The organism is Stutzerimonas sp. FeSN7, from assembly GCF_030263795.1.
Lineage (GTDB): Bacteria > Pseudomonadota > Gammaproteobacteria > Pseudomonadales > Pseudomonadaceae > Stutzerimonas > Stutzerimonas stutzeri.
This window is the reverse complement of sequence record NZ_JARPMN010000001.1, coordinates 839,311-853,691: the sequence shown is the minus strand read 5'-3', so window position 1 is coordinate 853,691 and position 14,381 is coordinate 839,311. Positions and strand designations below refer to the sequence as shown.

At 66.5% G+C, this 14,381-nt stretch carries 13 protein-coding genes and 1 pseudogene; 12 read left to right on the top strand and 2 right to left on the bottom strand.

Going from position 1 to position 14,381, the window contains the following annotated elements; all coding sequences use genetic code 11:
- Nucleotides 1–26: 26 nt before the first annotated feature.
- The 12 genes and pseudogenes from P5703_RS03870 (at nucleotide 27) to P5703_RS03815 (ending at nucleotide 13,394) form a co-directional block, all read left to right on the top strand.
- Complete coding sequence (locus P5703_RS03870; RefSeq protein ID WP_200632298.1) at nucleotides 27–926, top strand: hydroxymethylglutaryl-CoA lyase; 900 nt, start codon at nucleotides 27–29, stop codon at nucleotides 924–926.
- Between the two features lie 85 nt (nucleotides 927–1,011).
- Nucleotides 1,012–1,707, top strand: a complete 696-nt coding sequence (locus tag P5703_RS03865) for a CoA transferase subunit A (protein ID WP_011914291.1) — start codon at nucleotides 1,012–1,014, stop codon at nucleotides 1,705–1,707.
- Nucleotides 1,708–1,711: 4 nt separating this feature from the next.
- Nucleotides 1,712–2,341, top strand: coding sequence for a CoA transferase subunit B (locus P5703_RS03860; RefSeq protein ID WP_014597528.1), 630 nt, complete (start codon nucleotides 1,712–1,714; stop codon nucleotides 2,339–2,341).
- A gap of 257 nt (nucleotides 2,342–2,598) precedes the next feature.
- Nucleotides 2,599–3,780: an acetyl-CoA C-acetyltransferase gene (locus P5703_RS03855; protein WP_061373111.1), complete on the top strand. Its 1,182-nt coding sequence runs from the start codon at nucleotides 2,599–2,601 to the stop codon at nucleotides 3,778–3,780.
- A gap of 73 nt (nucleotides 3,781–3,853) precedes the next feature.
- The gene (locus P5703_RS03850) at nucleotides 3,854–4,252 is read left to right on the top strand and encodes a MerR family transcriptional regulator (RefSeq protein ID WP_011914294.1); all 399 of its coding nucleotides are present in this window, start codon (nucleotides 3,854–3,856) and stop codon (nucleotides 4,250–4,252) included.
- Nucleotides 4,253–4,656: 404 nt separating this feature from the next.
- Nucleotides 4,657–5,742: a TRAP transporter substrate-binding protein gene (locus P5703_RS03845; RefSeq protein WP_011914295.1), complete on the top strand. Its 1,086-nt coding sequence runs from the start codon at nucleotides 4,657–4,659 to the stop codon at nucleotides 5,740–5,742.
- 75 nt (nucleotides 5,743–5,817) lie between these two features.
- Nucleotides 5,818–6,420 carry a TRAP transporter small permease subunit gene (locus P5703_RS03840; RefSeq protein ID WP_279641181.1) on the top strand — a complete coding sequence of 201 codons (603 nt, stop codon included), beginning with the start codon at nucleotides 5,818–5,820 and terminating at the stop codon, nucleotides 6,418–6,420.
- A gap of 16 nt (nucleotides 6,421–6,436) precedes the next feature.
- Nucleotides 6,437–7,807: a TRAP transporter large permease gene (locus P5703_RS03835; RefSeq protein WP_045157737.1), complete on the top strand. Its 1,371-nt coding sequence runs from the start codon at nucleotides 6,437–6,439 to the stop codon at nucleotides 7,805–7,807.
- A gap of 76 nt (nucleotides 7,808–7,883) precedes the next feature.
- Complete coding sequence (locus P5703_RS03830) at nucleotides 7,884–9,383, top strand: sigma-54 interaction domain-containing protein (RefSeq protein ID WP_049339916.1); 1,500 nt, start codon at nucleotides 7,884–7,886, stop codon at nucleotides 9,381–9,383.
- 111 nt (nucleotides 9,384–9,494) lie between these two features.
- Nucleotides 9,495–9,893: a DoxX family protein gene (locus P5703_RS03825; protein ID WP_049339915.1), complete on the top strand. Its 399-nt coding sequence runs from the start codon at nucleotides 9,495–9,497 to the stop codon at nucleotides 9,891–9,893.
- 251 nt (nucleotides 9,894–10,144) lie between these two features.
- On the top strand, nucleotides 10,145–11,860 hold the full coding sequence (locus P5703_RS03820; RefSeq protein WP_049339914.1) for a tannase/feruloyl esterase family alpha/beta hydrolase: 1,716 nt from the start codon (nucleotides 10,145–10,147) through the stop codon (nucleotides 11,858–11,860).
- 272 nt (nucleotides 11,861–12,132) lie between these two features.
- Nucleotides 12,133–13,394, top strand: a pseudogene (locus tag P5703_RS03815) (OprD family porin).
- Nucleotides 13,395–13,515: 121 nt separating this feature from the next.
- Here P5703_RS03815 and P5703_RS03810 read toward each other — a convergent pair.
- Complete coding sequence (locus P5703_RS03810; protein ID WP_014597539.1) at nucleotides 13,516–13,677, bottom strand: hypothetical protein; 162 nt, start codon at nucleotides 13,675–13,677, stop codon at nucleotides 13,516–13,518.
- A gap of 150 nt (nucleotides 13,678–13,827) precedes the next feature.
- Complete coding sequence (locus tag P5703_RS03805) at nucleotides 13,828–14,037, bottom strand: hypothetical protein (RefSeq protein ID WP_013983798.1); 210 nt, start codon at nucleotides 14,035–14,037, stop codon at nucleotides 13,828–13,830.
- Between the last annotated feature and the right edge of the window lie 344 nt (nucleotides 14,038–14,381).

The following is a 14,381-nucleotide window of genomic DNA, read 5'->3' as shown; positions in this document are numbered from 1 at the left end:
CAATCGCGCTCGCCCCTGGAGGACATATGAGCCTGCCCAAACAGGTCCGGCTGGTGGAAGTCGGCCCGCGTGACGGTCTGCAGAACGAGCAGCAGCCGATCAGCGTGGCGGACAAGGTGCGTCTGGTCGACGACCTGAGCGCCGCCGGGCTGTCCTATATCGAAGTCGGCAGCTTCGTCTCGCCCAAGTGGGTGCCGCAGATGGCGGGCTCCGCCGAAGTCTTCGCGCAGATCCAGCGCAAGGCCGGGGTCACTTACGCGGCGCTGACGCCGAACATGAAGGGCCTGGAGGCGGCCATCGAGGCCGGCGTGAAGGAAGTCGCGGTGTTCGGTGCGGCCTCCGAAGCTTTCTCGCAGAAGAACATCAACTGCTCCATCGCCGAGAGCCTGGCACGCTTCGCGCCTTTGATGGAGGCTGCCCGCGAGCACGACATTCGCGTGCGTGGCTACGTTTCCTGCGTGCTCGGTTGCCCTTATGAGGGTGAGGTCTCGCCAGCCAAGGTCGCCGAAGTGGCCCGCGAGCTGTATGCCATGGGCTGCTACGAGGTTTCCCTGGGCGACACCATCGGCACCGGCACACCGGGCAAGACCCGCACCCTGTTCGATACCGTAGCCCGCGAAGTGCCGCGCGAACGGTTGGCCGGGCATTTCCACGACACCTACGGCCAGGCGCTGGCGAATATCTATGCGAGCCTCTTGGAAGGCATCGCCGTGTTCGACAGCTCGGTCGCCGGCCTCGGCGGTTGCCCTTACGCCAAAGGCGCCAGCGGCAATGTCGCCAGCGAAGACGTGCTGTACATGTTCAACGGGCTGGACATAGCCACCGGCATCGACCTCGACGCACTGATCGCCGCCGGCCAGCGCATCAGCCAGCTGCTGGGGCGCGCCAACGGTTCGCGGGTCGCCCGCGCCAGACTGGCCGGTTAGCGGCACCGTTCTTGCTAAACCCTATTCGTCGGGCGCCCATTCAGGTAGCGCCCGGCACGGACAGAACAACAAGTAGAGGTAATTCATGAACAAGATTTACCCCAACGCCGCCCACGCCCTGGAAGGGTTGGTTCAGGACGGCATGACCATCGCCGTCGGCGGCTTCGGCCTGTGCGGCATCCCCGAGCAGCTGATCGGCGCGCTGCGCGACAGCGGCAAGAAGGACCTGACTGCCATCAGCAACAACGCCGGTGTCGACGGTTTCGGCCTCGGCCTGCTGCTGGAGACGCGGCAGATCAGCAAGATGATTTCCTCCTACGTGGGTGAGAACAAGGAGTTCGAGCGCCAGTACCTGGCCGGCGAGCTGGCCCTGGAGTTCACCCCGCAGGGCACCCTGGCGGAGAAGCTGCGTGCCGGCGGCGCGGGCATCCCGGCGTTCTACACCAGGACCGGCTACGGCACGCTGGTGGCCGAAGGCAAGGAAACCCGCCAGTTCAACGGCGAGTGGTACGTGATGGAAGAATCGCTGACCGCGGACCTGGCCCTGGTCAAGGCATGGAAGGCCGACAAGGCCGGCAACCTGCTGTTTCGCAAGACCGCGCGCAACTTCAACCCGCTGGCAGCGATGGCCGGCGAGGTCTGCGTCGTCGAGGTGGAGGAGATCGTCGAGACCGGCGAGCTGGACCCGGACCAGATTCACCTGCCGGGTATCTACGTGCATCGCATCGTGCACAACCCGAACCCGGAAAAACGCATCGAAAAACGCACGGTGAGGAGCTGAGACCATGGCCTGGACACGTGAACAGATGGCGCAACGCGCCGCCCAGGAGCTGCAGGACGGCTTCTACGTCAACCTCGGCATCGGCCTGCCGACCCTGGTCGCCAACTACATCCCGGAAGGCATGGACGTCTGGCTGCAGAGCGAGAACGGCCTGCTCGGCATCGGCCCCTTCCCCAGCGAGGAAGAGATCGATCCGGACCTGATCAACGCCGGCAAGCAGACCGTCACCGCGCTGCCCGGCTCGAGCTTCTTCGACAACGCGCAGAGCTTCGCCATGATCCGCGGCGGTCACATCAACCTGGCCATCCTCGGCGCCATGCAGGTGTCGGAAAAGGGCGACCTGGCCAACTGGATGATCCCCGGCAAGATGGTCAAGGGCATGGGCGGCGCGATGGACCTGGTGGCCGGCGTCAAGCGCGTCGTGGTGCTGATGGAGCACACCGCCAAGGGCGGCGCGCACAAGATCCTGCCGGCCTGCGACCTGCCGCTCACCGGCCTCGGCGTGGTCGACCGGATCATCACTGACCTCGGCGTGCTGGACGTCACCGAGCAAGGCCTGAAGCTGGTGGAGCTGGCCGAAGGCGTCAGCTTCGAGGAGCTGCAAGAGGCCACCGGCTGCCCGATCCAGCGCTGAAGCCTGGGTGCGGGAAGCACGCCGGAGCACCCCTTGCCCGCTGCGTCTTCCCGCCTGCCCCGAACGCCCCGAGCCGGCGGCGCGCCAGCACTGGCCAGTCACCCAGGCGCCCGTATACTGCGGCATCGACCGGTCTGCCAGCGCGCTGACCAACGGCTTGCCCCCTGTCGTTCGAGGGCACCCTTTCCCGGAGCCAGGCCGCGTGCCTGGTCCTCGCGTTACGCCCCGGCGTAGCGCTTTTTTATTCGGAGTCCGTCATGCAAGACGTCGTCATCGTAGCTGCAACCCGCACCGCCATCGGCAGTTTCCAGGGCTCGCTGGCCAATGTGCCGGCAGTCGAACTGGGCGCCACCGTGATCCGCGCCCTGCTGGAAAAGACCGGTATCGACCCGGCCCAGGTCGATGAAGTCATCCTCGGCCATGTGCTCACCGCCGGCGCCGGGCAGAACACCGCGCGCCAGGCCTCGATCAAGGCCGGCCTGCCCCACGCCGTTCCGTCCATGACGCTGAACAAGGTCTGCGGCTCGGGCCTCAAGGCCGTGCATCTGGCCGTGCAGGCGATCCGCTGCGGCGATGCCGAAGTGGTCATCGCCGGCGGCATGGAGAACATGAGCCTGGCGCCCTACGTTCTGCCCGGCGCACGCACCGGCCTGCGCATGGGCCACGCGCAGATCGTCGATACCATGATCACCGACGGCCTGTGGGACGCCTTCAACGACTACCACATGGGCATCACCGCGGAGAACCTGGCCGACAAGTACGGCATCGACCGCGCCCAGCAGGACGCCTTCGCCGCACAGTCGCAGCAGCGTGCCGCGGCGGCCATCGAAAGCGGCCGCTTCGATGCCGAGATCACCCCGGTCATGATTCCCCAGCGCAAGGGCGACCCGGTCGCCTTCGCCCGTGACGAGCAGCCGCGCGCCGGCACCACGGCCGAATCCCTCGGCGGCCTGCGTGCAGCCTTCAAGAAGGACGGCTGCGTCACCGCCGGCAACGCCTCGACCCTCAACGACGGCGCCGCCGCGGTGGTGCTGATGAGCGCCAGCAAGGCCGAGGCCCTGGGCCTGCCGGTGCTGGCCAAGATCGCCGGCTACGCCAACGCCGGCGTCGACCCGGCGATCATGGGCATCGGCCCGGTCACCGCCACCCGACGCTGCCTGGACAAGGCCGGCTGGACGCTGGCCGAGCTGGACCTGATCGAAGCCAACGAAGCCTTCGCCGTGCAGGCGTTGTCGGTCGGTAAGGAATTGGGCTGGGATGCCGATAAGGTCAACGTGAACGGCGGGGCCATCGCCCTCGGTCACCCGATCGGCGCCTCGGGCTGCCGCATCCTGGTGACCCTGCTGCACGAGATGCAGCGCCGCGACGCGCGCAAGGGCCTGGCGACACTGTGCATCGGTGGTGGTCAGGGAGTAGCCTTGGCAGTCGAACGCCCCTGAGCGAATCACACGGCGCGGGGCAGACATACGCGCCCGGATCACCGGGCGTGACAGAGGATGATCGGAAGGAATCATGGCTAAACAGACCTACAGCATTTCCGACCTGGCCAACGAGCTGGACATCACCACCCGCGCCATCCGTTTCTATGAAGAACAGGGCATGCTCACGCCAACCCGCCGCGGCCAGGAGCGCATCTATTCGCCCAAGGATCGCGTCGCGCTGAAGCTGATCCTGCGCGGCAAGCGCATCGGCTTCTCGCTGGCCGAATGCAAGACCCTGATCGAGCTCTACGATCCCAAGGCCGGCAACCAGAAGCAGCTGAACATCATGCTGCAGATGATCGCCGAGCGGCGCCAGCAGCTGGAGCAGCAGCTACTCGACATCCAGCAGATGCAGCTGGAGCTGGACACCGCCGAGGAGCGCTGCCGCACCGCACTGGAAAGCACGCTGGCCAAGCAAGCCGCCAGCTGATCCGACGCCCTTCTCGCCTGCCTCTCATCCGGCGTTGCGCCCTGCGCACGCCGGATTCGTTTGTCCGCCAGTTCGTTATCGCGCCGTCCAAATAAATGGACATGTTCCAGAATTTCGGACACTGCCGCATATCCATCCGGGCAGTGTCTGCCGCAGCGGACACCGCCATCGTCCTGCAATCACTCCAATAGCGCTGCAGCGCGCGCCTTTCCTCGTTCGCGGGCGATAGGCACAGAACCTGCAATCCACCCCGCGACGCCAGAACAAACCAAAGAACAAGACTGGCGCCGGATCGGCAGCATCGGCTCGGCCTCTGTTCTTGTTCTGGCCTGTTAACGCCCTCGACGCACGGGCGGTTACGCGTCCGCCCTCGGGCACAGAACAACAACAAGAAGGAAATCTGCATGTCGACCAAGAACAAGCTTTCCCGTATCGCCTGCGCCATCGGTGCCACCACCCTGCTCGGCGCCAGCCTGCTCAGTGGCGTCGCCAGTGCCGCGGAGAAGATCCGCTGGCAGGTGCCGCTGGCCTTCCCCTCCCACCTGATCGGCCTGACCACGCCGGTCAAGCACCTTTCCGAATCGCTCAAGGCCGTCTCGGGCGGCGACATCCAGCTGCGCTACTACGAGCCGGGCGAACTGGTGCCGCCGTTCGAGATTATGGATGCGGTGAGCAGCGGCAAGTACCCGGCCGGCTACACCTGGATCGGCTACGACCAGGGCACCATTCCGGCCCTGCCGCTGTACTCCGGCGCGCCGTTCAACATGGAGCCGCCGGCGCACCTGGCCTGGTACTACCAGGGTGACGGCAAGAAGCTGCTCGAGGAAATCTACGCCCAGCGCAACATCCATCCGATGCTGTGCAGCATCATCGGCCCGGAAGGCGCCGGCTGGTTCGCCAAGCCCATCGAGAAGCTGGAAGACTTCGATGGCCTGCGTATCCGCTTCGCCGGCATCGGCGGCAAGGTGCTGGAAAAGCTCGGCGCCTCGGTGACCATGGTGCCGGGCGGCGAGATCTACCAGGCGCTGGAGCGCAAGACCATCGACGCCACCGAGTTCTCGCAGCCGGCGGTGGACAAGATGCTGGGCCTGGACCAGATCATCAAGAACTACATCATGCCCGGCTGGCACCAGACGCTGACCACCTCGCACCTGCTGGTGAACAAGGACGTCTGGGACAAGCTGAAGCCGGAGAGCCGTGCGCTCATCGAGATGGGCTGCGAGTCGGCCACGCTCAAGGGCTTCGCCGAAAGCGAGTGGGCTCAGCCGACCGCGCTGCGTGACTACCAGAAGCAGGGCGTGAAGGCCCAGGTGCTGCCCGAGCCGGTACTGCGCGAGCTGCAGAAGGTCACCGATGAGGTGCTCGACGAGATGGCCGCCAAGGACGAGATGTTCAAGCGCGTACTGACCAGCCAGCGCGAGTTCATGAAGCACCACTCGATCTGGCACGGCATGGGCTACCTGCCGCGCGACTTCTACAAGTACGACTGACGGCTGCGCTGCAGCCCGCGGGCACGGCGACGTGCCCGCCTTCTATCCCTGTGTGCCGAGATTCCGAGGTCCGCCGTGTCCTTCAAGCCCGTCTCTCCCGATGCGCCAGCGCCCGACGCGCTGCCGTACAACCGTATTTCGCGGCCGCTGGACCGCCTGCTGGTCGCCATCGGCCAGGCCAGCGCCTGGCTCTGGCTGGCGGTTCTGCTGGTCGTGCTGGCCAACGTGTTCAGCCGCTTCGCCCTCTCGCGCGGTTCCATTGCGCTGGAAGAACTGTCCTGGCACCTGTTCGGCGCCGCCCTGATGCTCGCCCTCGCCTACGCCGTGGTGCGCGACGACCATGTGCGCGTCGACGTGCTACGCGAACGCTTCAGCCTGCGCAGCCAGGCCTGGATCGAGCTGCTGGCCATCGCCCTGCTGGCGCTGCCGGTGATCGTGCTGATGATCGATGCACTGATCCCCTACGCCTACAAGGCCTACCTCTACAACGAACGCTCCCAGGCGCCCAGTGGGCTGCCCTACCGCTTCATCTTCAAGAGCGTGCTGCCCATCGGCCTCGTGCTGGTGGCGCTGGCGCTGCTGTCCCGCGCGCTGCGCTGCAGCACCCTGCTGCTCAATTTCCCGCGGGCCCTGACGGCCCCCTCGGACGAGCGCGACCGCACTCGTTCGCAGCCCTGATGGAGTAGTCGCAATCATGGGTCTGGAAGAAATCCTCGTCATCGCCATGTTCGCCAGCTTCATGGGCCTGCTGCTGCTCGGCTTCCCGGTCGCCTGGTCGCTGGCCGGCATCGGCCTGCTGTTCGCCGTGCTCGGCTATGTGCTGGTCGAACACTTCGACGCCAATCTCTGGTTCACCTGGGATGGCACCATCGGCGTGCTCGACGCGCGCATCTACGGCATCGTCGCCAATGAGCTGATGGTGGCCCTGCCGCTGTTCATCTTCATGGGCATCATGCTCGACCGCTCCGGCATCGCCGAACGCCTGATGCACAGCCTGGTGCGCGTGCTCGGTCCGCTGCGCGGCGGCTATGCGGTGACGGTGGTGGTGGTCGGCATCCTGCTCGCCGCCTCCACCGGCATCGTCGGCGCCTCGGTGGCGCTGCTCGGCATGCTCTCCATCGGGCCGATGCTGCAGGCCAACTACAACAAGAGCCTGGCGGTGGGCACTGCCTGCTCGGTGGGTACGCTGGGCATTCTGATTCCGCCGAGCATCATGCTGGTGCTGATGGCCGACCGCCTCGGCACCTCGGAGGCTTCGGTGGGCAAGCTGTTCATGGGCGCGCTGATTCCGGGAATGATGCTGGCGCTGATGTACGTGCTGTACATCGTCATCACCGCCTGGCTGAAAAAAGACTTCGCTCCGGCCCCGGCCAACCGGCCGAAGCTCGACGGCCGTGCCCTGCTCGACGTGTTCTGGGCCGTGGTGCCGCCGCTGGCGCTGATCTTCGCCGTGCTCGGCTCGATCTTCTTCGGCATCGCCACCACCACCGAGGCTTCGGCGGTGGGCGCCTTCGGTGCGTTGCTGATGGCCGCCGGTAGCCGCCGGCTGAGCCTGCCGGTGCTCAAGGATGCGCTGTACCAGACCAGCCGCACCGCCGCGTTCATCTTCGGCATCTTCATCGGAGCCACGGTATTCGCCGCCGTGCTGCGCGGCCTGGGTGGCGACGACGTGATCCGCGCGGCGCTCACCGGCCTGCCGTTCGGCCAGACCGGCGTGCTGCTCACCGTGCTGGCAATCACCTTCCTGCTGGGGTTCTTCCTCGACTGGGTGGAGATCACCCTGATCATCCTGCCGCTGGTGGCGCCGGTGCTGTTCTCCATGGGCGTCGATCCGCTGTGGTTCGCGATTCTCTTCGCGCTCTGCCTGCAAACCTCGTTCCTCACGCCGCCGGTGGGCTTCGCGCTGTTCTACATCAAGGGCGTCTGCCCACCGGGCATCACTACCCGCGATGTCTACCTCGGCGTGCTGCCCTATATCCTCATCCAACTGCTCGGCCTGGCCCTGGTGTTCTATTTCGCACCGCTAGCCACCTGGTTGCCGAACGAAGTGTATTCCCAGCCCTGAGCATGTCCCGGTTGCCTTGCCCGTGGCAGCCGGGGCCAACCATAATCGGCCGCTCCAGAACGGACCCTGACTGCCCATGAGCATTGCCCGCGACGCACTCGACAACCACGGCCTGATCGTCGGCGTATCCCCGGAACGTTTCCGTGCCGTGGCCATGCCTCTGTTGTTCGATCACCTCAACGCGCAGTGTGAGGGCACCATCGCGGTCAACCGTCAGGCGCGCATCGTCTGGATCAACGACAAGTACGCCGAGAAAGTCGGCATTCGCGATCCGTCCAGCGTGCTCGGCAAGGAGATCGAGGAAGTGCTGCCGGCCAGCTGCCTGCGCGAGGTGGTGGAAAGCGGCCAGCCGAGCATGCTCGACCTGATGGCCTTCGGCGACGAGCACTTCGTGGTCACCCGCATTCCACTGCGCGACGAGGACGGCACCCTGGTCGGCGCGCTGGGCTTCGTGCTGTTCGACCGCGCTCGCCACCTCAAGCCGCTGATGTCCAAGTACACCAGCCTGCAGACCCAGCTGGTCGCCACCCAGAACGAACTGGCCAAGGCACGCCGGGCGCGTTACACCATCGCCGGTTTCATCGGCAACAGCCCGGCCGCCAGCGAGATCAAGCGCCAGGCCCGGCGCGCCGCGCAGCTCGATGCTACGGTGCTGCTGCGTGGCGAGACCGGCACCGGCAAGGAGCTGCTGGCCCAGGGCATCCATAACCTCTCGCCACGGGCACGCGGGCCCTTCGTCGCGGTCAACGTCGCGGCGATTCCGGAAAGCCTGGTGGAGGCCGAACTGTTCGGCACCGCTCCCGGCGCCTTTACCGGTGCCGACCGCAAGGCGCGCATCGGCAAGTTCGAGGTGGCCAACGGCGGCACGCTGTTCCTCGACGAGATCGGCGACCTGCCGCTGCCGCTGCAGGCCAAGCTGCTGCGCGTGCTGCAGGAGCAGGAGGTCGAGCCGCTGGGCTCCAACCAGGTCAAGGCGCTCAACGTGCGGGTGATCGCCGCGACCCATATCGACCTGGAAGCCAAGGTCGCCGCCGGCCAGTTCCGCGACGACCTCTACTACCGCCTCAACGTCCTCGCCCTGCGCGTGCCGCCGTTGCGCGAGCGCGCCAGCGATATCCCGGCAGTGGTCGAACACCTGCTGGACGACATCGCCAACCGCTCCGGCCAGCCGCCGATGGAGTTGAGCCCGGAAGCGCTGGCACTGCTCTGCGCGCAACCCTGGCGCGGCAACGTGCGCGAGCTGGGCAACCTGCTGGAGCGCGCGCAGCTGTCCGCCGATGGCCCGCAGCTGCAGGCTGCGCACCTGCTGCCGCTCCTGGGCGAGCAGGCGCGCTCGGCCGACGCGCCGGCCTATGCGTCAAGCGCGCCAAGCGCTGTCCTGCCGACCGAGGCGGCGCCGAGCGAAGAACTGCCGCTGCAACCGCTGGCGCAGACCCTCGCCCAGGCCGAGCGGCGCGCCCTGCAGAGCGCACTGGCCGCCTGCAAGGGCAACCGTCGGCGCGCCGCCATGGAGCTCGGCATCTCCCGCGCCAGCCTCTACAGCAAGCTGCAGCAGCATGGCCTGAGCCAGCGCTGAGCGGCCTAACGCGCGGGTTGGCGCCAACCGCGACGCGGCAATGTCACAGCGGCTGATCTACATTGGAGTCAGGGCCGCCGACTCCTGGCGCCGCAACTGGGATGCGCGAAGATGACAGACGATGCAGGCAAACTCGTTCTCAGGCTCTCGGTCGGCGTACTGATGCTGCTGCATGGCATCCACAAGCTGCTGCATGGCGTCGACGGTATCGGCGGCATGCTGGCCGGCATGGGGCTGCCGAGCGTTCTCGCCTATGGCGTGTTCCTGGGCGAAGTGGTCGGCCCGCTGCTGGTGATCGTCGGCCTGTATACCCGCCTCGGAGCCCTGCTGATGCTGGGCAACATGGTCGTCGCCCTCGCCCTGGCGCACCGGGCCGAGCTGTTCGACATCGGGCCGATGGGCGGCTGGGCCATCGAACTGCAGGGCCTGTTCCTGTTCGGCTCGCTGGCCATCCTGCTGCTCGGCGCCGGGCGCTACAGCGTCGGGGGGCTGAACGGCCGCTACAACTAGCCACCTGAGTGTCCGGCGCGGCGGACGGTCGTCCAGCGCGCCGGACACCCTGCCTCGCCCGCCTGAGCCCCAGGCGCCTCGCGCAACCTTCCCCGTTATCGACCCGATCCCTGCGCCAGAGCCTTCGCCGCAAGCGCGGCGACCGGCCATCGCCTGCTCTCCCTTCCTTCCGTCCGCTGGCATGTCATTGGCTTGAGCGCTTATGCGCCTACCCGGCGCACGGCCCGAAAACAAGAAGAAGGAAAGCCTCAATGATGCATCCATCCTGCAACTCGCTTGCGCGCTGTTCCCTGCCCCTGGCCTCCCTCGCCCTGGCGCTGCTGGCCAGTCAGTCCGCCCAGGCGGCGACCTGCACCGAACTGCTCGGCCGCGAGATCCCGGCCCAGGCCATCGGCCTGCCTACCAGCGGCGCCCGCGTCACGGCGGCGACCCCGGTGGCCGCCGGCGGCAGCGCCCCGCAGACTTTCGGCGCCTATTGCGATGTCAGCGCCGAGATTCGCCCGGTCGATCCCGCCGCACCGGCAATCCGCATGCGCCTGGTGCTGCCGGAACAATGGAACCGCAAGGCGATGATGTTCGGCGGCGGCGGTTACAACGGCACGGTGCCGAACGTCGCCGGCAACGTCCCCGCCGGCCCGCTGGATCGACCCACGCCGCTCGGCCGTGGCTACGCGGTGTTCGGCAGCGACTCCGGGCACGTCGCCGACCCGGCGAGCCCCGGCTCCTTTGCCTGGAACGACGAAGCCCTGGCCAACTACGCCCACGATGCGCTGAAGAAAACCCGCGATACCGCCGTCTACCTGATCGAACAACGCTACGGCGCCACGCCCGAGCGCAGCTATTTCGCCGGTGGCTCCACCGGTGGCCGCGAGGCGCTGGCCGTGGTGCAGCAATGGCCGACCGACTTCCACGGCGCCATCGTCCTTTACCCCGCCTACAACGCCCTGGCGCTGGACCTGCAGTTCGGCCGCATCACCCGCGCCCTCGCCCAGCCCGGCGCCTTTCCCAGCCTGGAAAAACGCGCCGCACTGCTGGAAGCCTCGATGCAGGCCTGTGACGGGCTGGACGGCGTGCGCGACGGCGTGATCAGCCATCAGGCCGCGTGCAATGCCAAGTTCGACCCGGCCCGCGCCAAGCTCAACGGCAAACCGCTGCGTTGCCCGGGCGGTGCCGACACCTCGCAGCGTTGCCTGTCGGATGCGCAGATCCAGGCGCTGCGGGTGTTCAACAGCCCGATCCGCTTCAACTTCCCGCTGGCCAGCGGCGAGACGCACTACCCTGGCTTCAACACCTGGGGCACCGACCTCGGCCGGCCGGGTGAAGGCGTGCAGCTGGTGGTCAACCGCCTCGGCCTCAACACCCTGCAGCCGAGCTACCCGATGCCCGTGCACGGCACCGGTTTCGCCGAGGGCGCGCCCTACCATTCCGGCTTCTGGGACGAATGGGTGCGCTTCTTCGTGACGCGCAATCCCACCTTCAACTCGCTGACCCTCGACCCGCAGAACCCCGGCCCGTGGCAGGCGCGCATCAGCGAGCTGTCGCTGCGCCAGGACGTCAACCGGACCGACCTGTCCGCATTCGCCCGCAACGGCGGCAAGATCCTCATGGCCCACGGTACCTCCGACCAACTGGTGAGCACCCGCGCCACCGCCGAGTACTACGAGCGTGTGCGCCGCGACATGGGCCCGGGCAAGACGCAGCGCTTCCTGCGCTACTACGAGATCCCCGGCTACGGCCACGCCGCCAGCACCGTGTTCAACGCCGCCTGGGATTCGCTGAGCGCACTGGAAGACTGGGTCGAACAGGGCCGTGCGCCGCGGCGGCAGGTCGTTGCCGACAGCGTCGGCGTGCCCGGCCGCACCCGCCCGCTGTGCGAATACCCCGGCTGGCCGAAGTACGTCGGCAAGGGCGACGTCAATGCCGCCACGAGCTTCGTCTGCGTGCAGAGCCGCAAGGGCACCCGCTAGCATCTGAACCGGCGCCGGCTCCCCGGCCGGTGCCCTCCTCCAACCGTCCGCCGCGCTGGACACCGCCTCGCCAAAGCTGGCCGCGCGCCATACATGTCCAGCCAGCCGGACGCTTGCCGTGCCGCTCCCGCGCCAAGGCAATGCGACGCGCAAGCGCTCTGGCACGCCCGATCCAGCCGAACAGGCCGGCTATTTGCGCCACTGGCACGCCTTTCGCTCTATGCCCAGTAGCCGCCCGAGAGCGGCCCAAAACAACAACAAGAGGAAATACCATGCGACTGCACCACAAATCCCTCTGCCACATTCTCTGCGGCGGCGCCGTAGTGATCGCCACCCACCCCGCCAGCGCCGCCTTCGTTGAAGACAGCAAGGCCAGCATCGATTTGCGCAACTTCTCATGAACCGTGATTTCCGTTCCGGCACCGGCCAGTCCAAGGCCGAGGAATGGGCCCAGGGCTTCATGCTGAAAATGGAATCCGGCTACACCGAAGGCCCGATCGGCTTCGGCCTGGATGCCATCGGCCTGCTCGGCGTGAAGCTCGACTCCAGCCCCGACCGCGTCGGCACCGGCATCCTGCAGAGCGACCGCGACGCCCCCAACCGTGCCCAGGACGACTACGGCTCCGCCGGTGTGACGGCCAAGGCCAAACTGTCCGCCACCACCCTGCACGTCGGCACCCTGCAACCCATCCTGCCGGTGGTGATGCGCAACGACAGCCGCCTGCTGCCGCAGACCTATCGCGGCGCCTGGCTGCAGAGCAAGGAGATCGACGGCCTGACCCTGGACCTCGGCAAGCTCGACCGCGTCAACCAGCGCAACTCCTCCGATAACGAGGAAATGACCGCCTTCAACGGCGGCCGCCGCAACATCCAGTTCGGCAGCCAGACCAGCAGCGACGAATTCCTCTTCGCCGGCGCACGCTACGCCTGGTCGCCCGAGCTCAGCACCAGCTACTTCTACGGCGGGCTGGACGGCATCTACAAGGAACACAACTTCGGCCTGGTCCACGTGCTGCCGCTCGGCGACAAGCAGAGCTTCAAGACCGACCTGCGCTACGTGCACCAGACCGACGACGGCGGCAGCAACGTCGACGCCGATGCCTTCGGCGCCATGTTCACCTACAAGCTCGGCGGCCACGCCTTCGGCGCCGGCTACCAGCAGCTCAATGGCGATACCGGCTTCGCCTACATCGCCGGCAGCGACAACTCGCTGGTCAACCTGGTGCAGATCAACGACTTCGGCAACGAGGACGAACGCTCCTGGCAGGTCCGCTACGACTACGACTTCGCCGCCATGGGCATTCCCGGCCTGAGCCTGATGACCCGCTACCTCTCCGGCGACAACGTCGACCGCGGCCCCGGCGCCAGCGAAGGCAAGACCTGGGAACGCAATACCGACCTCGCTTACGTGTTCCAGAGCGGCCCGCTGAAGAACCTCGGCCTGCGCCTGCGCAACGCCACCACCCGCAGCAACTTCGGCAGCGATCTGGACGAGAACCGCTTTATCGTCAGCTACAGCCTGCCACTCTGGTAAGCACCACGCCGCAGCCCCCCTCCTCGTTGGACTTCGCCGGGCCCCGCGCCCGGCTTTTTTCCGGGCATGAAAAAGGCGACCCTCGGGCCGCCTGTTTTCACGCTTCAGCCTCGCCTGCGGCTCAGCTGTGCTTCGTATTACGCCGCAGAATCTCGTTCACCCGCTCGGCGGTATACACCCGCTTCGCCTCGTCGCTCGGCTTGTGCCGAACATCGAGCATCACACCCGCACTGATCGCCAACACACAAACGACCACCGAGACCGCCGTCAGAAAGGTATTCATCGCACGCCCTTACTACACAAAAGAAAACCTGCAGGCTGGGTCGCCCCGCCAAATGGCGCGATTCTGCGCCGCCCGCACGGCACGGTCAACGGCCCGCCATGCACCGGAATCCCTACCGTTGCGGCCTGTGCGCCGGGCAAACGCCCGACCTCAAGGCACCGCTATCTGCAGCCCGCCCAAGGCGAACCGTGCAAACACCGCCCAACCCACGGCGCTGATCAGACCCAACGCCAGATAACCCACCACGATCCCCAGTGCGATCTGCTTCCACAGCCCGGCATGGGGGTCACGGTTGTAAACAACCGGCTCCACGGAATGAACATCCCGCTCGGCACGAATCTCATCGAAACGCTCACGCATGGTTTACCTCGGTAAACGGAACAGCAAACAGAAGGAACGAAAAAAGGCGGCTAGCTTTGGCTAGGCGCCTTTGGATGTCTAGTGGGTGCCGCTAGACGGGTGAGCGGAGCATTATGATTCGCTTGGACCTCGCCCTGGTGACCCAGAGAAGCCCATAAACCGGGGTTCTGATGCCTTCGGCAGCCCCACAAAACCATAGCCTACCCGCGCGACCGAGTTAAGTGGTCACCGTCAGCTTTGACCACTCCCTCGTGCTGATGCACGCTTTCCGCTAGGCTACAATCCCTTCCCACTAACGCATTCGTATAAGCTATGAGACCATTCCTAATACTTAAACAATGCGC